Consider the following 24298-nt stretch of genomic DNA (forward strand, 5'->3'; position numbering starts at 1 on the left):
TTCCCGAGAGAACGGGACCAGGACAAAGGCGTCCTCGCTAGGCAACTAGCGGGACGCCTTTTTTTGTTTGCGCAAAATTTGTCGAGCATGGCCTGAACCCTGATGAGGCAGGCCTGAGCTCCCCGGAGAACCTGATGAAAAAACTAAAACTGGTGATGATCGGTAACGGCATGGCCGGGGTCCGGACCCTGGAAGAGCTGCTCAAACTGAGCACTGAGCTGTACGACATCACGGTCTTCGGTGCTGAACCTCACACCAACTACAACCGCATCCTGTTGTCGCCGGTGCTGGCAGGCGAACAGACCTTCGAAGAGATCGTGCTCAACGACCTGGACTGGTACCTGGAAAACAACATCAAGCTGCTGCTCAACCGCAAGGTGGTGGAGATCGACCGAGTCAAGCGCCGGGTCATTGCCGAAGACGGCAGCGAAGCCGAATACGATCGCCTGCTGATCGCCACCGGTTCGACGCCTTTCATCCTGCCCATTCCCGGCAACACCCTTGAAGGCGTGATCGGCTACCGCGACATCGCCGACACCCAGGCCATGATCGACACCGCGAAAACCCATCGGCACGCCGTGGTGATCGGTGGCGGCTTGCTCGGTCTGGAAGCCGCCAACGGCCTGATGCTGCGGGGCATGCACGTGACCGTGGTGCATATCGGCGAGTGGTTGCTGGAGCGGCAGCTGGACAAGACCAGCGGCCAGCTGCTGCAAAGCGCGCTGGAATCTCGCGGCCTGCACTTTCGCCTGTGCGAGCAGACCCAGGCCTTGCACGACGCGGGCAACGGCCGGGTCGGTTCGGTGCAATTCAAGAACGGCGACATTATCCCCGCCGACCTGGTGGTGATGGCCGCCGGCATTCGCCCCAATACCGAACTGGCGGAGAAATCCGGCATTCCGTGCAGCCGCGGGATTCTGGTCAACGACACACTGCAAACCTACGACCCACGGATCTATGCCATCGGCGAGTGCGCCAGCCACCGCGGCATCGCCTATGGCTTGGTGGCGCCGCTGTTCGAACAGGCCAAAGTCTGCGCCAACCACCTCGCCCAACTGGGTTTTGCCACCTACAAGGGGTCGGTGACCTCGACCAAATTGAAAGTTACCGGCATCGACCTGTTCTCCGCCGGCGACTTCATGGGCGGCGAAGGCACCGAGACCATCACCCTCTCCGACCCGATTGGCGGGGTCTACAAGAAACTGGTGATCAAGGATGACGTGCTGGTCGGCGCCTGCCTGTACGGAGATACGGCAGATGGCGGCTGGTATTTCCGGCAGATCCGTGAAAATCACGCCATCGACGAGATCCGCGATCACTTGATGTTCGGTGAAAATGCACTGGGCGACGTAGGGCATCAGGGCCAGGACAAAGCCATGAGCATGGCTGATACGGCCGAAGTCTGCGGCTGCAACGGTGTGTGCAAGGGCACCATCGTCAAGGCCATTCAGGAACACGGGCTGTTCAGTGTCGACGACGTCAAGAAACACACCAAGGCTGCCAGCTCCTGCGGTTCCTGCGCCGGCCTCGTCGAACAGATCCTGATCAACACCGTGGGCGGTGCGGCGGACGTCAAACCGAAAAGCGAAAAGGCCATCTGCGGCTGCAGCGACCTCAATCACGGGCAAATCCGCCAGGCCATACGCGACCAGCACTTGCTGACCATCGCCGGCACCATGAGCTACCTGAACTGGCGCACACCCAACGGCTGCGCCACCTGCCGCCCGGCGCTCAACTACTACCTGATTTCCACCTGGCCAGGGGAAGCCAAGGACGACCCGCAATCGCGCCTGATCAACGAAAGGGCTCACGCCAACATTCAGAAAGACGGCACCTACTCTGTAGTCCCGCGGATGTGGGGCGGTGTGACCAATCCTTCAGAGCTGCGGCGCATTGCCGACGTCGCCGACAAGTACAACGTACCGATGGTCAAGGTCACCGGTGGCCAGCGCATCGACTTGCTGGGCATTCGCAAGCAAGACCTGCCGGGGGTGTGGAAAGACCTGGACATGCCGTCCGGCCACGCCTACGGCAAATCCATCCGCACGGTGAAAACCTGCGTCGGCAGCGAGTTCTGCCGCTTTGGCACGCAGAACTCCACACAGTTGGGCATTGAACTGGAACATGACCTGTTCAACATGTGGTCGCCGCACAAGGTGAAGCTGGCTGTCTCCGGTTGCCCGCGTAACTGCTCGGAAGCCGGTATCAAGGATGTGGGAATTATCGGTGTGGACTCCGGCTGGGAGATGTACATCGGTGGCAACGGCGGGATCAAGACCGAAGTCGCGGAATTCTTCGTCAAACTGAAAACCGCCGAAGAAGTGCGCGAATACAACGGTGCATTCCTGCAGCTCTATCGCGAAGAAGCCTTCTACCTCGAACGCACCGTGCACTACCTGCAACGGGTCGGCATGGAACACATCAAGAAAGCCGTGCTGGAAGATCCGGAGCGGCGCAAGGCGCTCAACGATCGCCTGCAATTCTCCCTGTCGTTCGAACAGGACCCTTGGAAGGAGCGCCTGGAACAGCCACAGCTGAAAAAAGAATTCGACGTCATCCCCGTGAAAAACCTGGAGGTGCTGGCATGAACTGGCTGGATATCTGCGCACTGGAAGAGATCAATGCCCTGGGCTCACGGATCATCGCCGGGCCAAAGGGAGACATCGCGATTTTTCGTACCAGCGACGACGAAGTGTTCGCCCTTGACGACCGCTGCCCGCACAAGGGCGGCCCGTTGTCCCAAGGCCTGGTCTACGGCAAGCGGGTGGCCTGCCCGTTGCACAACTGGCAAATCGACCTGGAAAGCGGCGAAGCCCTGGCCCCGGACATCGGCTGTGCCCATCACCATCTCGCCAGGGTGGAAAATGGCCGGGTGATGCTGGCCCTGCGGGATGCAGGCTGATGGACCGCCAGATCACTGCGTCCACCTGCTGTTACTGCGGGGTCGGCTGCGGGGTGCTGATCGAGCACGACGGCGAGCGCATCCTCGGCGTCAGCGGCGACCCGGCGCACCCGGCCAATTTCGGCAAACTGTGCAGCAAGGGCTCGACCCTGCACCTGACCGGCGACTTGACGGCGCGGGCGCTGTACCCCGAATTGCGCCTCGGTAAAGGCCTGGCCCGTCACCGCACCGATTGGGATACCGCCCTCGATCACGCCACCAGCGTGTTTGCCGCGACCATTGCCGAACATGGCCCGGACAGCGTCGCGTTCTACATTTCCGGGCAACTGTTGACCGAGGACTACTACGCCTTCAACAAGCTGGCACGCGCCCTGGTAGGTACCAATAACATCGACAGCAATTCGCGACTGTGCATGTCCTCGGCGGTGGTCGGCTACAAGCGCAGCCTGGGTGCCGACGCCCCGCCCTGCAGCTACGAAGACCTGGAGTTGAGCGATTGCGTGATGATCGTCGGCAGCAACATGGCCTACGCCCACCCGGTGTTGTTTCGCCGGCTGGAAGCCGCCAAATCCCGCCGACCGCAGATGAAGGTCATCGTCATTGACCCGCGTCGTACAGATACCTGCGATCTGGCTGACCTGCACCTGGCGATCTTGCCTGGCACCGATGTCGCCCTGTTCCATGGGATTTTGCATCTGCTGCTGTGGGAAGACTGGATCGATCGTGACTTCATCCGGGACCACACCGAAGGCCTGGCCGAGCTGAAAAACCTGGTGCGCGACTACACGCCGCAAATGGTTTCGCAGCTCTGCGGAATCAGCCTCGGGCAATTGCAGCAATGTGCCGAGTGGATCGGCACATCGCCAAGCTTTCTGTCGCTGTGGTGCATGGGGCTTAACCAGTCCACCGCCGGCAGCGCGAAAAACAGTGCATTGATCAATCTGCACCTGGCCACCGGGCAGATCGGTCGTCCCGGCGCCGGACCTTTCTCCCTCACCGGTCAGCCAAATGCCATGGGCGGGCGGGAAACCGGCAGTTTGTCGAATCTGCTGCCCGGCCACCGCGATGCCGCCAATGCGCAACACCGTGCGCAAGTGGCGTCCTACTGGGGCGTCGAGCAACTACCGGAAAATCCCGGGCTCAGCGCGATCGAGCTGTTCGAGCAAGTACGCAACGGCAAGATCAAGGCACTGTGGATCGCCTGTACCAACCCCGCGCAATCCATGCCGGACCAGACGGCCGTGCGCGCAGCCTTGCAAGCCTGCCCGTTCGTGGTGTTGCAGGAAGCCTTCAGCACCACTGAAACCGCGAAGTTCGCCGACCTTCTGCTGCCCGCCGCCAGTTGGGGGGAAAAGGAAGGTTGCGTGACCAACTCCGAGCGACGCATTTCCCACGTACGCCAGGCAATCGTCGCACCGGGTGAGGCGCGGCCGGACTGGGCAATCACCGTAGATTTCGCACAACGCCTGGAAAAACACCTGCGTCCCGGCCAAACCAGCCTGTTTGAATTTGATAATCCCGCTCAGGTCTTTGATGAATACAAACACCTGACTCACGGTCGCGATCTGGATCTGTCCGGTATCAGCCATGCGCTGATCGATCGTCTCGGCCCGCAGCAGTGGCCCTTCCCTGCGGGTGCCGTTGAAGGCACGGCCCGGCTGTACGTCGACGGGATATTTGCCACTGCCAATGGGCGCGCACAGTTCGTGGCCGATCCGTACCGCGCCGCCAAAGAGCAACGCGATGCACGCTTCCCGCTGACCCTGATCACCGGCCGCCTGCGCGATCAATGGCACGGCATGAGCCGCACCGGCACCGCCGCGCAGCTGTTTGGCCATGTCAGCGAAGCGGAGTTGAGCCTGCACCCGGACGAACTGCGTCGCCATCGCCTGCAGCCGGGGGATTTGGTCAGCCTGAAAAGCCGGCGCGGTGCAGTCATCGTCGCGGTCGCCAGCGATGACTGCGTGCGTCCTGGCCAGGCCTTTTTGCCGATGCATTGGGGCGACCGTTTTCTCAAGGGCGGGGTGAACAGCCTCACCCTGCCCGCATTCGATCCTTTGTCGAAACAGCCCGAACTTAAACACAGCGGCGTTCGCCTGGATCCGGTGGATTTGCCCTGGAAACTGTTCGCACTGATCGAGGGTGATGTTCAACGGCATTTTGAGACGCTACGACCGCTCTGTGAGGCGTTTTCCTACGTCAGCCTCAGCCTGGTTGGTCGTGAGCGCCCTGCCCTGCTTGTACGGGCGGCCAATACTTCAGCGCCTGCGGCAGAGCTGCTAAGCGAAATCGATAAAAGCCTGGCGCTCGATGACGGCCCGGTGCTGGCTTACGACGACCCTCGACGGGCCATTGGCAAGCGCGTGCGAATCGAAAATGGCCGGATCACTGCCATACGACTGGCCGGTGAAACCCTTGCCCAACACTGGTTGCAGGGGCTGTGGCTCGAAGGTCGCGCTGACCAGCAACTGCGGCGCTGGCTGCTTGCGCCGCTGAGCGCACCACCGGGCAACCTCGACGCGCCTGTCAACGCGAACAAGATCCTGTGCAATTGCAAGAACGTCGGCCAGAACGCGATCTGCGCCGGCATCAGCCGTGGCCTGGACTTGCAGGGACTCAAGCAAGAACTGGGTTGCGGCACGCAATGCGGGTCCTGCGTTCCGGAAATCAAACGCCTGCTGGCTGCCACGGCGCAGCCAATCACCGTCTTCTCGTGAGGAAAACACTATGAGTGCAAAAGTCTGGCTGGTAGGTGCGGGCCCGGGTGATCCTGAGTTGCTCACGTTGAAAGCGGTACGCGCCTTGCGCGAGGCTGAGGTGGTGCTGATCGATGATCTGGTCAATGTCGCGGTACTCGAGCATTGCCCTGGGGCGCGGATAATCCCGGTGGGCAAGCGCGGCGGCTGCCGCTCCACCCCGCAAGCGTTCATCCATCGACTGATGCTTCGTTATGCCCGGCAGGGCAAATGCGTGGCGCGGCTCAAGGGCGGCGATCCGTGCATTTTCGGTCGCGGTGGTGAAGAGGCGCAGTGGCTACGTGAGCGAGGGGTCGAAGCCGAGTTGGTCAACGGCATCACTGCCGGGCTGGCGGGGGCAACGCAATGCGATATTCCGCTGACTTTGCGCGGTGTAGCCCGTGGTGTCACGCTCGTCACCGCACACACCCAGGACGACAGCCAATTGAACTGGCAGGCACTGGCCCAAGGCGGAACGACGCTGGTGATTTACATGGGAGTGGCCAAGCTCGGTGAAATCCGTGAGCAGCTATTGGCCGGCGGCATGGCGGTGGATACGCCCGTGGCCATGATTGAAAACGCTTCCTTGCCCCATCAGCGGGAATGTCGGAGCACTCTCACAGACATGGATGAAGCTGCCTGCAGATTCCAGCTGAAAAGCCCTGCCATACTGGTGATCGGTACAGTGGCGGCTTGCGCAACTCAATCCCTGTGGGAGCGTGAGTTGCCTGTGATGGCGGTGGATCAGTCAGCCTAGTTTCACCTGTTTCACCAAATCGCAGACAAAGAAAAGCCCGGCCTGAGCCGGGCTTTTCTCAGAGCTGCGAGCTAATTACTTAGCGTGAGCTTCAACCTGCGCTTCTACGCGACGGTTAACAGCGCGACCAGCTTCAGTTTTGTTGTCAGCAACTGGGCGGGATTCGCCGTAGCCAACGGACTGAACGCGGGACGACTCAACACCGTACTGGTTGGTCAGAACTTGTTTAACGGCGCTTGCACGACGCTCGGACAGTTTCTGGTTGTAAGCGTCAGGACCGACGGAGTCAGTGTGACCTTCAACAGTAGTGGTGGTGGATGGGTACTGCTTCATGAAGTCAGCCAGGTTCTTGATGTCGCCGTAGCTGTTTGGCTTGACTACCGACTTGTCGAAGTCGAACTTCACGTCCAGCTCTACACGAACGACTTCAGCAACAGCTGGGCAGCCATCAGCGTCAACAGTTACGTTGGCTGGGGTGTCTGGGCACTTGTCAACGTTGTCGCAAACGCCATCGTTGTCGCTGTCGGAGCAAACTTCTGGAGCTGGAGCTGCAGCGACAGGCTTGTTGCCGCCACCGAAGTTCACACCCAGACCTACGGACGGGATGTAGTCCCAACGGCCGTTGTCCAGCTTGTAGTCAGCTTCTACGCCAGCGCGAGCGTAGACGTTTTCCAGGAAGTAGTACTTCAGGCCAGCGCCAGCAGTCAGGAAAGTCGACTGGTCACGACCGGTGTGGCCGTCAGCGGCTACGTTGGTCAAGCTGCCGTGCTTAACACCACCTTGAACGTAAGGACGCAGAGCGTCGCCAGCGTTGTTGAAGTGGTACTGAGCGTTCAGACCAAACTGGTCGCCTTCGATTTTCTGATTACCAGTACCGTTGTTCGAACGGGTGTGGTCGTCATTGTTGTAGGTCAAGTTCAACGATACGTCGTCGGTCAAGAAGTAACCGATGGAGGCGCCAGGAGTGTAGCCGTCTTCAACGTTGTTAACGCTGTCGTTGTACTTCTTCCCGTAGTTGAGCTCGCCTTCAACTGCGCCTTGGCCTTGTGCCAGTGCGCCGAACGAAGTAGCGGCAATAAGAGTACCAATGGCCAAGCCCAAGGTGTTTTTCAGTTTCATCCGTTAAATCCCCATCTGGTGATTGTGAAGCAGTCCCGCAAACCGGGGGACAACTCGGCGGCAAGTCTAACAGAACTTGCCTACACGTAAGAGATATTTGCGCTGAACTAAGTTTCAGCAATGCCTGCAAATTTCTCACGCAATTTATCTAGAGCGCGTTTGTACCGCATTTTTGTTGCACTCAAACCCATATGCATGATGTCTGCGATCTCCTGAAACTCCAGCTCTGCGACAAATCGTAGCACCAGAATTTCACGGTCAATCGGGTTCACATACACCAGCCAGCGATCAAGTCCACCTTTTTCCTCAGGTTTCGGCGTCTTTTCTTCGGACGCTTCCTCGAGGGGGTCAAGACTCAATGCGTCCATCAAGCGACGCTTTCGCCGTTCCTTTCGATACTGTGTGATGCACTCGTTGTACGTGATGCTATATAGCCACGTCTTGAACTTCGATTTACCTTCGAAGTTCTTCAGGCCATACAGCACCTTCAACATGACCTCCTGACAGACATCGTCTGCGTCGCGATCGTTCCCGAGATATCGTGCGCACACATTAAATAATGTCCGCTGGTAACGCCGCATCAGTTCTTCATAGGCGCGTGTTACGTGAAACAGCTCGGAATGCGCGCGCGCGACCAACTCCTCATCAGAGAGCTCGCGGGGGTCGTAGCGCATGGATAGCGATTGGGCTTTATTCAAAACAAGTCGGGCCGACAGTCAGGTCAATGTCCGCCGCAGCCAGCTTCAGCAGGCATTTTGCGGCGGCATACATTAGCAGGGTTTGCCGGGTTAGCGGCTACTCACATGCTGCTCAAGGAGAATCCGATTGGAAAGAGAGACTAGCTCACCCTCATCGGTCAGCAACGTGGTTTTAACCGTGCCGATCTCTTCGATCTGGCCTTCGACCTCGCCAACACGCACTTGTTGCCCAACCTGGTACAGCTCACGCACGTAGATTCCCGCAAGAATCTGACCGGCAATTTCCCGGCTTCCCAACCCCATGGCCAGCGCTACCGCCAGACCAACGGTTATCAACACGATCACGATCACATGGTTGAGCAGGTCAGTCTTGACCTCCAACTGGCTGATCGCAACCGAAATACTGATGATGATCACCAAGCCCTGGGCAATTCGACCAAGCCCTGAAGCATAGTCCAGACCCACGCCTTCTGCCGCTCCACGCACCAGCCCATTGGCCAGTTGCGCCAGCAAAACACCTACCAGCAACACCAGCGCCGCGCCGAAAACCTTCGGCAAATACAACGCAAGCATATCCAGCGTAGCTGAAACTCGCTCAAGCCCAAGGGATTCTGCGGCAGAAACCAGAAAAATTAGCAGAACGAACCAATAGACGATCTTGCCGATCAGGGTCGAAATAGGGACTTGCAATCCAGCGCGCGACAGCAACTTGGTCAGGCCTGTGCCACCCATCAAGCGGTCAAGGCCCAGTTTGGCGAGCAACTTGGAGAGCAAGGTGTCCAGCAGTTTGGCCACGACAAAACCCAACAGCAGCACAACCAGTGCGCCGAACAGGTTCGGAATGAAGTTCGCAACCTTGGTCCACAACGCAGTCATTGCAGTGACGAGGCTCTGAGTCCAGAGATCAAGTTCCATATTCAATCAGCCTTATCAGCAGTGCGGGCAGCAGGTTTACGAAGACGGGATACCGGCGCGACATGGGCCGATCCGTTATTCAGGGCGATCATCATCGCGGGCAGCCAGCGGCCCAGGAGGCTGAACAAATCGCCAGCGCCAACCTGGCGGTTGGCGGTTTTCAGCACACGCCCCAGGCACGCATCGTCGTCCCGGGTGGACGGTGAGGCCTTGAGCATGTCGCGTAAAGACTGTTCAAACGGATCGTGCATACGCACCTCTCGTGATGTCTGTGGAAGACGCGGTCAGTTTTGGTCGGGTCACATGGTTTCCCTCAGACCCAGCGCAAACGTCGGAATAACCACCACTGCCCCAGCGCCACCGAGACCATCATCAGGCAGGCGATCAGAAAGCCATAAGGGCTGGCAGAGAATGGAATTCCACCGACGTTGATCCCCAAAAGCCCGGTCAGAAAACTCATCGGCAAAAAGATCCCGGTGATGATCCCGAAGCGATACATCGTGCGATTCATGCGCACGCTCAACCGACGGTCTTCAGCTTCCAGGACCAGCCCTACGCGCTCCCGGGTCAATTCCAGCTCTTCGAGGTAGCGGGTCAGGCTGTTGTTCAATTCGTTCCAGTAATCGCCATCGTCCTCGACGAACCAGGGCAATTTGATCCGCGTCAGTTGACCAAAAATGTCCCGCTGCGGAGCAAGAAAGCGCTTCAACGCAGCCGCCCGGCGACGAATCTGCAAAACCGATCCGTGCTCAGGAGTATACCGTTCGTCGGAATCCAGCTTTTCTTCTTCCTCATCGACCACTTCCGAGAGACAGCTGACCAGATCCTGCACCTTGTTGGTGAGGTACTGCGCCATGCAAAGGATGAGTTCGGAGGCAGTTTTCGGCCCCTTGCCCTCGGACAGTTGCACCAGCAACTCGTCAGTGGCACGCAACGGACGCAAACGCAGAGAAATGACACGCTGGGCAGAGCCGAAGATCCGCACCGACACCATGTCTTCCGGCTCGGCACCGGGGTTCAGATTGACCCCGCGCAAAAATAGCAGCAGTTCGCTGTCCGAAAGCTGTAAAAGGCGCGGACGGGTGTTTTCTTCGAGTAACAGGTCACAGCTGAATTCGCTCAGACCGCTGGATTTGCGTAACCAGGTCCGGGTTTGCGGATGACTGCGATCCCAGTGCAGCCACAGGCTTTCGTGGGCCTGCAGCTGCAAGTCATCAAGTTCAGTCCGGGCAATCGAACGCGCGCCGCCTCTACCGTCCAGCACCAGGGCATGCACCAGCCCCCATTGCGCGTTTTCTTCCTCGAACATCCGCATTCCATTCTTCAAAAAAGTCGTCTAAAGCTTACTCAGGCATTGCAAGCGGGCTTGGCGAGATGATCACGCCGTTGTTGTCCGCATAGATGTAATGGCCCGGATGGAAGGTCACGCCGGCGAAGGTCACGGCAACGTTGAGGTCACCGACACCGCGCCTGTCGGTTTTCATCGGGTGGCTGGCCAAGGCCTGAACCCCCAGGTCGGTTTGCGCGATGATGTCGACGTCACGGATGCAACCGTAGATCACCAGGCCTTCCCAGCCATTTTTAGCGGCTTTCTCGGCGAGCATGTCACCCATTAGCGCACGACGCAGGGAACCCCCGCCATCGACCACCAGGACCTTGCCATTCCCCTTGAGCTCGACTTGCTCCTTGACCAGCGAGTTGTCTTCGAAGCACTTGATGGTCACGATTTCGCCGCCGAATGAATCACGGCCGCCGAAATTGCTGAACATCGGTTCCAGCACCTGCACCAGTTCCGGATAGGCGTCGCACAGGTCAGGCGTGAGGTAATGGATCATCGAGAAACTCCTGTAAAGAGGAAGACAGCACGAACATCAGTGATGACTCAGTCACGGAAAGTGACCGGAACAGCTCAATGCGTCATATCTTAGCCGCAAGCCGATCAGAGCGAAATGCCCTTGTTAGAGCGTCAGGCTCGGATTGCCGCGGCCAAATCCTGTTGTGCTCCCGGCAAAGGTGTCTGCTGATCGGCCAACCAGCGAGTCACCAACGGCCAGACTTCAGCCTGGGCTGCCTTGCTGACGAGCATTTCCACGTGACCGAAATTGTCGCCGAAGCCCTGCTCGCGCCCCAGATTGATGAATTGCTTGTGCTGCGAACCGACCTGATCGAACAGCTTGCGACACGCCCAGGCCGGGTCCTGATGATCACCCGCGGCACTGACCGCCAGTACGGGCAACTTGACCTCGGCCAGGCCTGCCCACCAGTCCTTGTCGGCATCGCCGAAGCGCCCGAACAAGCCAAACCAGCGCATGCTTTCCAGGGCCAGGCCAATCGGCTCGTCCTCCGGGCCGCGCTTGAGGCGTGAACCGGACAATTGAGCAAAACGCTTGAGAATAAAGCGCCCACTCCACTCCACCGGAGGGATTTTCAGCGGCCAGTAAGTACGACTGACTTGCGTCCCAAAAAACGCCGCAGAGGCCACGACCGGCTCGCCGATGTACTCGCCACCCAATGCAGCTGCCAGCGTAATACCGCCCAGTGAATGGCCGATCCAGTGAGGAATCTGTCCGCTCTGTTCACGCACGAACGCGCCAATGGCCGGGAGATCGTAGCGGGCATAGTCGGCGACGCCGTTCTTGCGGTAGTTCTGGTTGCGCTGGGACAAGCCGTGACCGCGCATTTCCGGAATCCAGACGTCGAACCCCAAGCGAGCCAGGTAAGCGCCAAGCCCGATGCCTTTGGGGGAAAACCAGAACCGGCGATTGGAAAAGCTGCCGTGCAGCAGGATCACCGGCACGCCACGGGAGGACGACTCATCGGCCATGCCAAGGCGTGTCACAGCCAGTTCGACGGTGAAGTCGGGGCTGTTACCGGGTTTCAAACGATAGACATCTTCGCTCAGATCGCCGCGCCGTTCGGCGCTGATCAGAGCGACAGGAAATAGGTTGCTGCTGCTTTGCATAATCTCTTGCACAAAAAAGGGCGGCATCCAGATGGAGCCCGCCCTACATGAATCCAAAGAGGCCGGTCAATGACCGGCCTCTTCACTCACCGATCAAGCCTGCGCCTGACCCTCAGCCAGGAAGAACCAGGTTTCCAGCACGGAGTCCGGGTTCAACGAAACGCTTTCAATGCCCTGCTCCATCAGCCACTTGGCCAGGTCCGGGTGATCCGAAGGGCCCTGACCGCAAATGCCGATGTATTTGCCGGCCTTGTTGCACGCGGCAATGGCATTGGCCAGCAGCTTCTTCACCGCCGGGTTACGCTCGTCGAACAGGTGCGCAATGATCCCGGAGTCACGGTCCAGGCCCAGGGTCAGCTGGGTCAGGTCGTTGGAACCGATGGAGAAACCGTCGAAGAACTCGAGGAACTCTTCCGCCAGGATGGCGTTGGACGGCAGTTCGCACATCATGATCACGCGCAGGCCGTTCTGGCCACGGGCCAGGCCGTTTTCCGCCAGCAGATCCACCACCTGGCTCGCTTCGCCCAGGGTTCGGACGAACGGCACCATGATTTCGACGTTGGTCAGGCCCATCTCGTTGCGCACGCGCTTGAGGGCGCGGCATTCGAGTTCGAAGCAGTCGCGGAACGATTCGCTGATGTAACGCGAGGCACCGCGGAAGCCCAGCATCGGGTTCTCTTCTTCCGGCTCGTACAGCTTGCCGCCGATCAGGTTGGCGTATTCGTTGGACTTGAAGTCCGACAGACGCACGATGACCTTTTTCGGCCAGAACGCAGCCGCCAGGGTGCTGATGCCTTCGACCAGTTTCTCGACATAGAAGCCGACCGGATCGTCGTAACCGGCGATACGCTTGTCGACGCTTTCCTTGATGTCCAGCGGCAGACCGTCGTAGTTCAGCAGTGCTTTAGGGTGCACGCCGATCATGCGGTTGATGATGAACTCCAGACGGGCCAGGCCCACACCGGCGTTCGGCAGCTGCGCGAAGTCGAAGGCGCGATCCGGGTTGCCGACGTTCATCATGATCTTGAACGGCAGCTCCGGCATGGCGTCCACGGAGTTTTTCTTGATGTCGAAGCCCAGTTCGCCTTCGAAGATGAAACCGGTGTCGCCTTCAGCGCAGGAAACGGTCACGCCCTGGCCATCTTTCAACAGATGGGTGGCGTTGCCGCAACCTACTACCGCTGGAATACCCAGCTCACGGGCGATGATCGCCGCGTGGCAAGTACGGCCGCCACGGTTGGTGACGATCGCGCTGGCGCGCTTCATGACCGGTTCCCAATCCGGGTCGGTCATGTCGGAAACCAGTACGTCGCCTGGCTGGACCTTGTCCATCTCGGACACGTCCTTGATGATGCGGACCTTGCCGGCGCCGATGCGCTGGCCGATGGCACGGCCTTCTACCAGCACGGTGCCGGTTTCCTTCAGCAGGTAACGTTCCATGACGTTGGCCTGGGTGCGGCTCTTCACGGTTTCCGGACGGGCCTGCACGATGTACAGCTTGCCGTCGTCACCGTCCTTGGCCCATTCGATGTCCATCGGGCACTTGTAGTGCTTCTCGATGATCATCGCCTGCTTGGCCAGCTCGCTGACTTCGGCGTCGGTCAGGCAGAAACGCGCGCGTTCAGCCTTGTCCACGTCGACGGTCTTGACCGAACGACCGGCCTTGGCTTCGTCGCCGTAAATCATCTTGATGGCCTTGCTGCCCAGGTTGCGACGCAGGATGGCCGGACGACCAGCAGCCAGCGTGCCCTTGTGGACGTAGAACTCATCCGGGTTCACCGCGCCTTGTACGACGGTTTCACCCAGGCCGTAGGCGCCGGTGATGAACACCACGTCTCGGAAGCCCGATTCGGTATCGAGGGTGAACATCACGCCGGCGGTGCCGGTTTCGGAACGGACCATGCGCTGCACGCCAGCAGACAGGGCAACCAGCTTGTGGTCGAAGCCCTGGTGCACGCGATAGGAAATGGCGCGGTCGTTGAACAGCGAGGCGAACACCTCTTTGGCGGCGCGAATGACGTTTTCGACACCACGGATGTTCAGGAAGGTTTCCTGCTGGCCGGCAAAGGAAGCGTCCGGCAAGTCTTCGGCGGTGGCCGAAGAACGCACGGCCACGGCCATGTCAGGGTTGCCGGCGGACAGCGTGGCGAACGCGGTACGAATTTCGGCATTCAGTTTTTCAGGGAACTCGGCTTCCATGATCCATTGGCGGATCTGGGCACCGGTCTTGGCCAGGGCATTCACGTCATCGACGTCCAGGGCATCGAGTGCGTCATGAATCTGCTGGTTCAGGCCGCTCAACTCCAGGAAATCACGATAAGCCTGAGCGGTCGTGGCGAAGCCACCGGGCACCGATACACCGGCGCCTGCCAGATTGCTGATCATCTCGCCGAGGGATGCGTTCTTGCCCCCCACATGCTCTACATCATGGACGCCGAGCTTATCGAGGGAAACTACGTACTCTACCAAGGTGATCTCTCCACTAACTGTGTTGGAAAAGCTCAAAACCGGCTGCTCGGGGGAGCGTTTACCGGCTATATGGCCTGGACCTGGAAAATAAGTGAGAATGCGGGCCAATGGCGGCCGGCAAACCGCGCCTATCATATCCAAGATTCGTCACTAGCTTAAGGCCCAAGGTGCAAATGAAACGATCTGCTTTCTTTATCTCCGATGGTACAGGCATTACCGCCGAAACCCTCGGCCAAAGCCTTCTGGCGCAGTTCGAAAACATTACCTTCAGCAAAGTCACGCGGCCGTATATCGACAACGTGGACAAAGCGCGGGCCATGGTACAACAAATCAACAAAGCCGCCGAAACCGACGGCTTCCGTCCGATTATCTTCGACACCATCGTCAATCAGGACATTCGTGAGATTCTCGCAACCTCGAATGGTTTCATGATCGACATTTTCTCGACGTTCCTGGCACCGCTTGAACAGGAACTGACCGAGCATTCTTCCTACACCGTGGGCAAATCCCACTCCATCGGCTCCAACACCAACTACATGGAGCGTATCGAAGCGGTGAACTTCGCCCTCGACAACGACGATGGCGCCCGCACGCACTATTACGACAAGGCCGACCTGATACTAGTGGGCGTGTCGCGATGTGGTAAGACGCCGACGTGCCTGTACATGGCGATGCAATTCGGCATCCGCGCGGCCAACTACCCGCTGACCGAAGACGACATGGAACGCCTGCAACTGCCGTCCGCCCTGCGCGCCCACCAGCACAAGCTGTTCGGCCTGACCATCGACCCGGACCGCCTCACCGCGATCCGCAACGAGCGCAAACCCAACAGCCGCTATTCGAGCTACGCCCAGTGCGAGTTCGAAGTGCGCGAGGTCGAGAACCTGTTCCGCCGTGCAAACATCCCGCACATCAACTCCACGCATTTTTCCGTGGAAGAAATCTCCGCGAAAATTCTTGTGGAGAAAGGTGTGGAGCGGCGGTTCAAGTAAGAGAGACAGCTACAAGCCACAAGCTTCAAGCGACAAGCAATAAGGCGCTACTGCCCTGACTTGCAGCTTTAAGCTTGCAGCTTGTAGCTGCTTCTAGATAACAAACAAATCCACAAACCGGTTCACCGGTGTCGCCTCAAGTTTCTGCTGATCCTTGCACAGCGCAAAAATCTCCTCGCTACGCTGCCCCGCGAATCGTGTCAGCAAGTTCGCCCTGAATTTCTCCTCCAGCAACGGAATACCTTCAGCCCGACGCCGACGATGCCCAATCGGGTATTCCACGACGACGTTTTCCGTGCTCGAACCGTCCTTGAAAAACACCTGCACCGCGTTGGCAATCGAGCGCTTGTCGGCCTCCAGATATTCACGGGTGTAGCGCGGTTCTTCGACGATGACCATTTTCTCGCGCAGCACATCGATGATCGGATGCGCCTGGTGGAAATCGTCTTCGTAGTACTCCGCAACCAGGTTGCCGAAGGCCAGCGGCACGGCGGTCATGTACTGGATGCAGTGATCGCGGTCGGCGGCATTGGCCAGCGGACCGATCTTGGAAATGATGCGAATCGCTGACTCATGAGTGGTGATGACGATCCGGTCGATTTCGTGCAGACGATTGCGCACTTGCGGATGCAGAGTCACCGCCGCTTCACACGCGGTTTGCGCGTGAAACTCGGCCGGAAAACTGATCTTGAACAGCACATTTTCCATCACATAACTGCCGTACGGCCGCGAGAAACTGAACCCGCGCTTGTCTTCAGGCTTGAGTGCCAGATCGCTATTGGTGTGGCTGAACAGTACGTCGTAAAAACCCCACTGTTTGGTACTCAATACGCCGGGGATGCCCATCTCGCCGCGCATCGCGATGTCCGCCAGGCGCACGCCACGGCTGGATGCATCACCTGCCGCCCAGGACTTCCGCGATCCGGCATTCGGCGCATGCCGATACGTGCGCAACGCCTGACCGTCAGCAAAAGCGTGGGACAACGCCGACAACAACTGCTCGCGATTGGCGCCCATCAGTTTGGCGGTGACCGCAGTCGAGGCGACCTTCACCAGGATGACGTGATCGAGGCCGACACGATTGAACGAGTTTTCCAGCGCGATCACGCCCTGAATCTCGTGGGCCATGATCATCGCCTCAAGCACCGTGCGCACGGTCAACGGCGCCTCGCCATTGGCCAGCCTTTTTTGCGACAGATGGTCAGCCACCGCAAGGATGCCACCGAGGTTATCCGACGGATGCCCCCACTCGGCCGCGAGCCAGGTGTCGTTGTAATCGAGCCAACGTACGATACAGCCGATGTCCCACGCAGCCTTGACCGGATCAAGCCGATAAGACGTGCCCGGAACCCGGGCGCCGAACGGTACGACGGTGCCTTCGACCACAGGCCCGAGATGCTTGGTGCACTCGGGAAAACGCAGGGCCAGCAGGCCGCAACCCAAGGTATCGATCAGGCAGTTGCGCGCGGTATCCAGCGCCTCTTCTGACTCGATCTTGTAGTTGAGGACGTAATCGGCAATGTCCTGCAGGACCTTGTCGTAGTCGGGGCGGTTGTTCAGGTCGACGTTGGCACTCATGTTCGATTCACTCTATGAAGTGGGTCGTTGATGGGACCTCGGTTCAGAGCATTCTCAGCGGGTTACTGCTTTCTTGTTTTGGTAATGCATTCAAAATGTGGGAGCGGGCTTGCTCGCGAAGACGGTGTGTCAGTCGACATCAATATTGCCTGATTCACCGCCTTCGCGAGCAAGCCCGCTCCCACATTGGTCCCGTGTCTGGGTTAGAAGGAGTCACCCGGCACACGCACATAACCTTCCATCAACACCCGCGCACTGCGGCTCATGATGGCTTTGTTCACGGTCCATTCGCCGTTGACCTGGCTGGCCTCTGCGCCGACGCGCAAGGTACCGGACGGGTGGCCGAAGCGCACCGCGTTGCGTTCGGTGCCACCCGCTGCGAGGTTAACCAGCGTGCCAGTGATCGCTGCCGCCGTGCCGATGGCGACTGCCGCCGTGCCCATCATTGCGTGGTGCAGCTTGCCCATGGACAGCGCACGCACCAACAGGTCGACATCGCCTGCCGCAATGGCTTTGCCGCTGGACGAAACGTAGTCCGCCGGCCTGGCCACGAAGGCCACTTTTGGCGTGTGTTGGCGTTTGGCCGCTTCGTCGATGTTGGAAATCAGGCCCATGCGCAATGCGCCGTAAGCGCGGATGGTTTCGAACATCAGCAAGGCTTTCGGGTCGCCATTGATCGCGCCCTGCAACTCGGTGCCTTTGTAGCCGATGTCTTCGGCATTGACGAAAATCGTCGGGATGCCGGCGTTGATCATGGTCGCCTTGAAGGTACCGACGCCGGGCACTTCCAGGTCATCCACCAGGTTGCCGGTAGGGAACATCGAACCGCCGCCGCCCTCCTCGTCCGCCGCCGGATCGAGGAACTCGATCTGCACTTCGGCCGCCGGGAAGGTCACGCCATCGAGTTCGAAATCACCGGTTTCCTGCACTTCACCATTGGTGATCGGTACGTGAGCGATGATGGTCTTGCCGATGTTGGCCTGCCACACGCGAACCACCGCCATGCCGTTGTGCGGGATGCGGCTGGCGTCCACCAGGCCGTTGCTGACGGCGAACGAGCCGACCGCCGCCGACAGGTTGCCGCAGTTGCCGCTCCAGTCCACGAAGGGCTTGTCGATCGACACCTGACCGAACAGGTAATCGACATCGTGATCGGCCTTGATACTTTTCGACAGGATCACGGTTTTGCTGGTGCTGGAGGTCGCGCCGCCCATGCCGTCGATTTGTTTGTCGTACGGGTCGGGGCTGCCGATCACGCGCAGCAGCAAAGCGTCGCGGGCCGGGCCTGGGACCTGTGCCGCTTCAGGCAAATCCTTCAGGCTGAAAAACACGCCTTTGCTGGTGCCGCCGCGCATGTAGGTAGCGGGAATTTTGATCTGCGGTGCGTGAGCCATGGTGCTCGTTACTCCTAATCTAGAAACAGACATGGGACTCAAAGTCCCATGTCTGTGCAGCGTTTTAGACGGCAACCGCCGATTCTTCGAGGAAGTCCTGGGCGAAGCGTTGCAACACGCCGCCGGCTTCGTAGATCGACACTTCTTCGGCGGTGTCGAGGCGGCAGGTCACCGGCACATCGACGCGCTCGCCATTCTTGCGATGAATCACCAGTGTCAGCTCGGCACTCGGGGTGCGGTCGCCAATCACGTCGTAGGTTTCGCTGCCGTCGATGGCCAGGGTGTGGCGGTTGGTGCCCGCTTTGAATTCCAGAGGCAACACACCCATGCCCACCAGGTTGGTGCGGTGAATGCGTTCGAAACCTTCGGCGGCAATCGCTTCCACACCCGCCAGACGCACGCCCTTGGCCGCCCAGTCGCGGGACGAACCCTGACCGTAGTCTTGACCTGCGATGATGATCAGCGGCTGCTTGCGATCCATGTAGGTCTCGATGGCTTCCCACATGCGCATCACTTTGCCTTCCGGCTCGACACGGGCCAGCGAACCCTGCTTGACCTTGCCGTTTTCCTGAACCATTTCGTTGAACAGTTTCGGGTTGGCGAAGGTTGCGCGCTGCGCAGTCAGGTGGTCACCACGGTGAGTCGCGTAAGAGTTGAAGTCCTCTTCCGGCAGGCCCATTTTCGCCAGGTATTCGCCAGCGGCGCTGTCGAGCATGATGGCGTTGGACGGCGACAGGTGATCGGTGGTGATGTTGTCCGGCAGCACGGCCAGCGGACGCATGCCCTTGAGCGGACGGGCGCCGGCCAGCGCACCTTCCCAGTACGGCGGACGGCGGATGTAGGTGCTCATCTCGCGCCATTCGTACAGCGGCGCGACTTTCGGACCGGTGTCTTCGTGGATGGCGAACATCGGGATGTATACCTGACGGAACTGCTCCGGCTTGACCGAGGCCTTCACCACCGAGTCGATTTCTTCGTCGCTCGGCCAGATGTCTTTCAGGCGGATTTCCTTGCCATCCACCACGCCCAGCACATCTTTTTCGATGTCGAAACGGATGGTGCCGGCGATGGCGTAAGCGACCACCAGTGGCGGCGAAGCCAGGAACGCCTGCTTGGCGTACGGGTGAATCCGGCCGTCAAAGTTGCGGTTACCGGACAACACGGCAGTGGCGTACAGGTCGCGGTCGATGATCTCTTGCTGGATCACCGGATCTAGCGCGCCGGACATGCCGTTGCAGGTGGTGCAGGCGAAGGCCACGACGCCGAAGCCAAGCTTATCCAGTTCATCGGTCAGGCCGGCTTCGTCGAGGTACAGCGCGACGGTTTTCGAACCCGGAGCCAGAGAGGACTTGACCCATGGCTTACGGGTCAAGCCGAGCTTGTTGGCGTTGCGCGCCAGCAGGCCGGCGGCGATCACGTTGCGCGGGTTGCTGGTGTTGGTGCAGCTGGTGATGGCGGCGATGATCACCGCGCCGTCCGGCATTTGACCCGGCACATCGTCCCATTGGCCGGAGATGCCTTTGGCTGCCAGATCCGAAACCGCGACACGGGCGTGCGGGTTGCTCGGGCCAGCCATGTTGCGCACAACCGAAGACAGGTCGAACGTCAGGCCGCGCTCGTACTGCGCGCCTTTGAGGCTGTCAGCCCACAGGCCGGTCTGCTTGGCGTAGTTCTCGACCAACTGCACCTGCTCGTCTTCACGGCCGGTAAGTTTGAGGTAGTCGATGGTCTGCTGGTCGATGTAGAACATCGCCGCGGTGGCGCCGTATTCCGGGGCCATGTTGGAGATGGTCGCACGGTCGCCGAGGGTCAGCGCGGAGGCGCCTTCGCCGAAGAACTCCAGCCATGCACCGACCACTTTCTGCTTGCGCAGGAACTCGGTCAGCGCCAGCACCATGTCGGTGGCGGTGATGCCCGGCTGCAGCTTGCCAGTCAGTTCGACGCCAACGCTTTCCGGCAGACGCATCCACGATGCGCGGCCGAGCATCACGCTCTCGGCTTCCAGGCCACCGACACCGATGGCGATCACGCCCAACGCATCGACGTGCGGGGTGTGGCTGTCGGTTCCGACGCAGGTATCAGGGAAGGCCACACCGTCACGCACCTGGATCACCGGAGACATTTTCTCCAGGTTGATCTGGTGCATGATGCCGTTGCCCGGCGGGATCACGTCGACGTTCTTGAACGCCTTCTTGGTCCAGTTGATGAAGTGGAAACGGTCTTCGTTGCGACGGTCTTCGATGGCACGGTTCTTCTCGAACGCCTCTGGATCGAAACCACCGCGCTCGACGGCCAGGGAGTGGTCGACGATCAGTTGCGTCGGCACCACCGGGTTGACTTGCGCAGGATCGCCGCCTTGCAGGGCGATGGCGTCACGCAGGCCGGCGAGGTCGACCAGCGCGGTCTGGCCGAGAATGTCGTGGCACACCACGCGGGCCGGGAACCACGGGAAGTCGAGGTCGCGCTTGCGTTCGATGAATTGCTTCAGGGATTCGGTGAGCGTGGCCGGGTCGCAGCGACGCACAAGGTTTTCCGCCAGCACGCGAGAGGTGTAAGGCAGGGTGTCGTAGGCGCCGGGCTGAATGGCCTCGACAGCCGCACGGACGTCGAAGTAATCCAGTTTGCTGCCGGGCAGCGATTTGCGGAATTCAGTGTTCATCGTCAGGACTCGGTCACGGTAGTTACAAAAGGCGGGGCCTGGCACCGGCTTCGAAGCCAACACAATCCACTGTGGGAGCGAGCCTGCTCGCGATAGCGATGGAACTGGCGACATTGATGTTGAATGTCAGTCCGTCATCGCGAGCAGGCTCGCTCCCACAGGGATCTGTGTTGCATTCAGATCCCGGTGCCGACCTCCACCATTCAGCGTTGTTCGATTGGTACGAACTTGCGCTGTTCTACGCCGGTGTACTCGGCGCTTGGACGGATGATGCGGTTGTTGGCACGTTGTTCGTACACGTGGGCGGCCCAGCCGGTCAGGCGCGAGCAGACGAAAATCGGTGTGAACAACTTGGTCGGGATGCCCATGAAGTGGTACGCCGAGGCATGGTAGAAGTCGGCGTTCGGGAACAGTTTTTTCTGCTCCCACATGGTCTTGTCGATGGCTTCGGACACCGGGAACAACACCTTGTCGCCCACTTCGTCAGCAAGCTTTTTCGACCAGCCCTTGATCACCTCGTTGCGCGGATCGTTGTCCTTATAGATCGCGTGGCCGAAGCCCATGATCTTGTCCTTGCGCTCGAGCATGCCGAGGGTGCCCTTGATCGCGTCTTCCGGCGACGAGAAACGCTCGATCATTTCCATCGCCGCTTCGTTGGCACCGCCGTGCAGCGGGCCACGCAGCGAGCCGATGGCTGCGGTAATGCACGAGTACAGGTCGGACAGGGTCGACGCGCAAACACGTGCGGTGAAGGTCGAGGCGTTGAACTCGTGCTCCGCGTAGAGGATCAGCGAAACGTTCATCACCTTGACGTGCAGCTCGCTCGGTTTCTTGCCGTGCAGCAGGTGCAGGAAATGGCCGCCGATGGACTGCTCGTCGCTCACGCAATCGATGCGCTTGCCTTCGTGGCTGAAGCGATACCAGTAGGTCATGATCGCCGGGAACGCGGCCAGTAGGCGGTCGGTCTTGTCGTGTTGCTCGGAGAAGTTGCTCTCCGGCTCCAGGTTGCCCAGGAACGAGCAGCCCGTGCGCATCACGTCCATCGGGTGGGCGTCGGCGGGGATGCGTTCCAGCACTTCTTTCAGCGCTTGCGGCAGGTCACGCAGCTTGCTCAGCTTGGTGATGTAGGCATTCAGTTGCGCCTTGCTCGGCAGTTCGCCGTACAGCAGCAGGTAGGCAACTTCTTCGAACTGTGCGTCAGCCGCCAGTTCACGAACATCATAACCACGATAGGTCAGACCGGCACCCGACTGGCCCACGGTGGACAGTGCGGTTTGCCCGGCTACCTGGCCACGGAGCCCGGCGCCACTGAGTACTTTTGCTTCGGCCATTTCTGCCTCCAATTTCTTGAATTTATTAGGGAGTTATTCGACTTACTTTTTCGCGGCGAACAACGCATCGAGCTTCTGCTCGAAGGTGTGGTAGTCGATGCGATCGTAAAGCTCCATGCGCGTCTGCATGGTGTCGATGACGTTCTGTTGCGTGCCATCGCGACGGATCGCGGTGTAGACGTTTTCTGCAGCCTTGTTCATGGCGCGGAATGCCGACAGCGGGTACAGCACCAGCGATACGTCGGCAGCGGCCAGTTGTTCGGTGGTGTACAGCGGCGTCGCGCCGAACTCAGTGATGTTGGCCAGGATCGGCGCTTTCACACGGCTGGCGAACAGCTTGTACATTTCAAGCTCAGTGATGGCTTCCGGGAACACCATGTCGGCGCCGGCCTCGATGCACGCGGCGGCGCGATCCAGGGCAGACTCCAGACCTTCCACCGCCAGGGCGTCGGTACGGGCCATGATCACGAAGCTGTCATCGGTACGCGCATCGACGGCGGCCTTGATGCGGTCGACCATTTCCTGCTGGGTCACAATCTCTTTATTAGGACGGTGACCGCAGCGCTTGGCGCCAACCTGGTCTTCGATGTGAATCGCCGCCGCGCCGAACTTGATCATCGACTTGACGGTGCGAGCGACGTTGAACGCCGAGGAACCGAAACCGGTGTCCACGTCCACCAGCAGCGGCAGGTCGCAGACATCGGTGATACGGCGCACGTCGGTCAGCACGTCATCCAGACCGGTGATGCCCAGGTCCGGCACGCCGAGGGAGCCGGCAGCCACCCCGCCACCCGACAGGTAGATCGCCTTGAAACCGGCGCGCTTGGCCAGCAGCGCATGGTTGGCGTTGATCGCGCCGACCACTTGCAATGGATGCTCGCTGGCGACCGCATCGCGGAAACGCTGGCCTGGAGTGCTCTTGTTCAAACTCATGACTCACCTCGTTTGGCTGTCGGGTTGGCGCCGTCCTGGTAATGACGGGCGATGTTGCGTTTGGAGGCGCCGATGTGACGGCGCATCAACAACTCGGCCAGTTCACCGTCACGGTCGGCGATGGCATCGAGAATGCGGTGGTGCTCGGCAAACGCCTGGTGCGGGCGATTGGGCGTGGTGGAAAACTGGATGCGGTACATGCGCACCAGTTGATACAGCTCGCCGCAGAGCATCTGGGTCAGCGTGCGGTTGCCGCTGCCCTGGATGATTCGGTAGTGGAAGTCGAAATCGCCTTCCTGCTGGTAGTAGCCCCGGCCGGCCTGAAACGCTTCATCGCGCTCGTGGGTTTCCAGGACCCGACGCAGTTCGTCGATTTCTTCGAGGCTCATGCGTTCGGCGGCCAGGCGACAGGCCATGCCTTCCAGGGATTCGCGGATTTCGTATAGCTCAATCAGTTCGGCGTGATTGAGCGACACCACCCGTGCGCCGACATGCGGCACGCGAACCAGCAGGCGCTGGCCTTCCAGACGGTGGATGGCCTCGCGCAACGGGCCCCGGCTGATGCCGTAGGTGCGCGCCAGTTCCGGTTCGGAGATTTTGCTGCCCGGTGCTATATCGCCCTTGACGATGGCCGCTTGAATGCGGCGGAAGACGTTCTCGGAAAGTGTCTCCGTATCGTCTTGCGTAGAAACCGGGGGATCGAGTTGATCCAGCATATTGTCGACACCTTGTAAGCAAGTGCCGTAAAAACTAACGAATACAGACGATACAGTCAAAGGATAAATCGATATTGTCGACAATCTTCTGATAACCGGCTGCACCATAACGAAGCAAGCCCCTAAGGTTATAGCCAC

At 59.7% G+C, this 24298-nt stretch carries 19 protein-coding genes; 5 read left to right on the plus strand and 14 right to left on the minus strand.

Features of this window, described 5'->3' with window-relative positions; all coding sequences use genetic code 11:
- Window positions 1-134 precede the first annotated feature (134 nt).
- Genes nirB through cobA form a run of 4 tightly spaced genes read left to right on the plus strand, consistent with a single transcriptional unit; the run spans window position 135 to window position 6394 of the window.
- Window positions 135-2588 (plus strand): nitrite reductase large subunit NirB, encoded by a 2454-nt coding sequence (nirB, locus tag KGA85_RS01255; protein WP_223532526.1) that lies wholly within the window; start codon window positions 135-137, stop codon window positions 2586-2588.
- The gene (nirD, locus tag KGA85_RS01260; RefSeq protein WP_046042889.1) at window positions 2585-2902 is read left to right on the plus strand and encodes a nitrite reductase small subunit NirD; all 318 of its coding nucleotides are present in this window, start codon (window positions 2585-2587) and stop codon (window positions 2900-2902) included. The genes nirB and nirD overlap by 4 nt, the downstream gene beginning before the upstream one ends.
- The gene (locus KGA85_RS01265; RefSeq protein WP_223454985.1) at window positions 2902-5619 is read left to right on the plus strand and encodes a nitrate reductase; all 2718 of its coding nucleotides are present in this window, start codon (window positions 2902-2904) and stop codon (window positions 5617-5619) included. Before nirD ends, KGA85_RS01265 begins: the two co-directional genes overlap by 1 nt.
- A 10-nt stretch (window positions 5620-5629) precedes the next feature.
- Entirely contained in the window at window positions 5630-6394 is a 765-nt protein-coding gene (cobA, locus tag KGA85_RS01270; protein WP_223454987.1) for a uroporphyrinogen-III C-methyltransferase, read from the plus strand.
- A gap of 75 nt (window positions 6395-6469) precedes the next feature.
- On the opposite strand, the gene KGA85_RS01275 is transcribed toward cobA, so the two are convergent.
- The 8 genes from KGA85_RS01275 to ppsA form a co-directional block, all read right to left on the minus strand.
- A complete protein-coding gene (locus KGA85_RS01275) occupies window positions 6470-7513 on the minus strand; it encodes an OmpA family protein (protein ID WP_223454989.1) in 1044 nt (347 codons plus the stop codon).
- Between the two features lie 107 nt (window positions 7514-7620).
- A complete protein-coding gene (gene sigX, locus KGA85_RS01280) occupies window positions 7621-8211 on the minus strand; it encodes an RNA polymerase sigma factor SigX (protein WP_150753300.1) in 591 nt (196 codons plus the stop codon).
- Window positions 8212-8301: 90 nt separating this feature from the next.
- The gene (locus KGA85_RS01285) at window positions 8302-9126 is read right to left on the minus strand and encodes a mechanosensitive ion channel family protein (RefSeq protein WP_008048604.1); all 825 of its coding nucleotides are present in this window, start codon (window positions 9124-9126) and stop codon (window positions 8302-8304) included.
- A 2-nt stretch (window positions 9127-9128) separates the two neighbouring features.
- Entirely contained in the window at window positions 9129-9377 is a 249-nt protein-coding gene (locus tag KGA85_RS01290) for a CrfX protein (RefSeq protein WP_223454991.1), read from the minus strand.
- A gap of 62 nt (window positions 9378-9439) precedes the next feature.
- Window positions 9440-10435 (minus strand): zinc transporter ZntB, encoded by a 996-nt coding sequence (locus KGA85_RS01295; protein ID WP_223454993.1) that lies wholly within the window; start codon window positions 10433-10435, stop codon window positions 9440-9442.
- 34 nt (window positions 10436-10469) lie between these two features.
- Window positions 10470-10958, minus strand: a complete 489-nt coding sequence (rraA, locus tag KGA85_RS01300; RefSeq protein ID WP_223455002.1) for a ribonuclease E activity regulator RraA — start codon at window positions 10956-10958, stop codon at window positions 10470-10472.
- Window positions 10959-11092: 134 nt separating this feature from the next.
- Window positions 11093-12088, minus strand: coding sequence for an alpha/beta fold hydrolase (locus tag KGA85_RS01305; RefSeq protein ID WP_223454995.1), 996 nt, complete (start codon window positions 12086-12088; stop codon window positions 11093-11095).
- Between the two features lie 93 nt (window positions 12089-12181).
- Window positions 12182-14557, minus strand: a complete 2376-nt coding sequence (gene ppsA, locus KGA85_RS01310) for a phosphoenolpyruvate synthase (RefSeq protein ID WP_223454997.1) — start codon at window positions 14555-14557, stop codon at window positions 12182-12184.
- 173 nt (window positions 14558-14730) lie between these two features.
- Here ppsA and KGA85_RS01315 point away from each other — a divergent pair, with 173 nt between their 5' ends.
- Entirely contained in the window at window positions 14731-15549 is an 819-nt protein-coding gene (locus KGA85_RS01315; RefSeq protein WP_150724649.1) for a pyruvate, water dikinase regulatory protein, read from the plus strand.
- Between the two features lie 93 nt (window positions 15550-15642).
- Here KGA85_RS01315 and prpD read toward each other — a convergent pair whose 3' ends face one another.
- The 6 genes from prpD to KGA85_RS01345 form a co-directional block, all read right to left on the minus strand.
- Window positions 15643-17127, minus strand: a complete 1485-nt coding sequence (prpD, locus tag KGA85_RS01320; protein ID WP_223454999.1) for a 2-methylcitrate dehydratase — start codon at window positions 17125-17127, stop codon at window positions 15643-15645.
- Between the two features lie 203 nt (window positions 17128-17330).
- Window positions 17331-18521: a 2-methylaconitate cis-trans isomerase PrpF gene (prpF, locus tag KGA85_RS01325; RefSeq protein WP_223461384.1), complete on the minus strand. Its 1191-nt coding sequence runs from the start codon at window positions 18519-18521 to the stop codon at window positions 17331-17333.
- A 64-nt stretch (window positions 18522-18585) separates the two neighbouring features.
- On the minus strand, window positions 18586-21180 hold the full coding sequence (gene acnD, locus KGA85_RS01330) for a Fe/S-dependent 2-methylisocitrate dehydratase AcnD (RefSeq protein WP_223461382.1): 2595 nt from the start codon (window positions 21178-21180) through the stop codon (window positions 18586-18588).
- Window positions 21181-21383: 203 nt separating this feature from the next.
- Window positions 21384-22511 carry a 2-methylcitrate synthase gene (prpC, locus tag KGA85_RS01335; RefSeq protein WP_223542850.1) on the minus strand — a complete coding sequence of 376 codons (1128 nt, stop codon included), beginning with the start codon at window positions 22509-22511 and terminating at the stop codon, window positions 21384-21386.
- Between the two features lie 42 nt (window positions 22512-22553).
- On the minus strand, window positions 22554-23444 hold the full coding sequence (prpB, locus tag KGA85_RS01340; protein ID WP_008061726.1) for a methylisocitrate lyase: 891 nt from the start codon (window positions 23442-23444) through the stop codon (window positions 22554-22556).
- On the minus strand, window positions 23441-24160 hold the full coding sequence (locus KGA85_RS01345; protein WP_008048579.1) for a GntR family transcriptional regulator: 720 nt from the start codon (window positions 24158-24160) through the stop codon (window positions 23441-23443). Before KGA85_RS01345 ends, prpB begins: the two co-directional genes overlap by 4 nt.
- Between the last annotated feature and the right edge of the window lie 138 nt (window positions 24161-24298).

Source organism: Pseudomonas sp. GL-B-12 (assembly GCF_019955895.1).
In the GTDB taxonomy this organism is placed as follows: Bacteria; Pseudomonadota; Gammaproteobacteria; order Pseudomonadales; family Pseudomonadaceae; genus Aquipseudomonas.

What these genes read in the sequence shown, in the direction of transcription:
- nirB (WP_223532526.1), top strand. Translation starts at nt 135, where the DNA reads ATGAAAAAACTAAAACTGGTGATGATCGGTAACGGCATGGCCGGGGTC.
- nirD (WP_046042889.1), top strand. Translation starts at nt 2,585, where the DNA reads ATGAACTGGCTGGATATCTGCGCACTGGAAGAGATCAATGCCCTGGGC.
- KGA85_RS01265 (WP_223454985.1), top strand. Translation starts at nt 2,902, where the DNA reads ATGGACCGCCAGATCACTGCGTCCACCTGCTGTTACTGCGGGGTCGGC.
- cobA (WP_223454987.1), top strand. Translation starts at nt 5,630, where the DNA reads ATGAGTGCAAAAGTCTGGCTGGTAGGTGCGGGCCCGGGTGATCCTGAG.
- KGA85_RS01275 (WP_223454989.1), bottom strand. Translation starts at nt 7,513, where the DNA reads ATGAAACTGAAAAACACCTTGGGCTTGGCCATTGGTACTCTTATTGCC.
- KGA85_RS01285 (WP_008048604.1), bottom strand. Translation starts at nt 9,126, where the DNA reads ATGGAACTTGATCTCTGGACTCAGAGCCTCGTCACTGCAATGACTGCG.
- KGA85_RS01290 (WP_223454991.1), bottom strand. Translation starts at nt 9,377, where the DNA reads ATGCACGATCCGTTTGAACAGTCTTTACGCGACATGCTCAAGGCCTCA.
- KGA85_RS01295 (WP_223454993.1), bottom strand. Translation starts at nt 10,435, where the DNA reads ATGTTCGAGGAAGAAAACGCGCAATGGGGGCTGGTGCATGCCCTGGTG.
- KGA85_RS01305 (WP_223454995.1), bottom strand. Translation starts at nt 12,088, where the DNA reads ATGCAAAGCAGCAGCAACCTATTTCCTGTCGCTCTGATCAGCGCCGAA.
- KGA85_RS01315 (WP_150724649.1), top strand. Translation starts at nt 14,731, where the DNA reads ATGAAACGATCTGCTTTCTTTATCTCCGATGGTACAGGCATTACCGCC.
- prpD (WP_223454999.1), bottom strand. Translation starts at nt 17,127, where the DNA reads ATGAGTGCCAACGTCGACCTGAACAACCGCCCCGACTACGACAAGGTC.
- prpF (WP_223461384.1), bottom strand. Translation starts at nt 18,521, where the DNA reads ATGGCTCACGCACCGCAGATCAAAATTCCCGCTACCTACATGCGCGGC.
- acnD (WP_223461382.1), bottom strand. Translation starts at nt 21,180, where the DNA reads ATGAACACTGAATTCCGCAAATCGCTGCCCGGCAGCAAACTGGATTAC.
- prpC (WP_223542850.1), bottom strand. Translation starts at nt 22,511, where the DNA reads ATGGCCGAAGCAAAAGTACTCAGTGGCGCCGGGCTCCGTGGCCAGGTA.
- prpB (WP_008061726.1), bottom strand. Translation starts at nt 23,444, where the DNA reads ATGAGTTTGAACAAGAGCACTCCAGGCCAGCGTTTCCGCGATGCGGTC.
- KGA85_RS01345 (WP_008048579.1), bottom strand. Translation starts at nt 24,160, where the DNA reads ATGCTGGATCAACTCGATCCCCCGGTTTCTACGCAAGACGATACGGAG.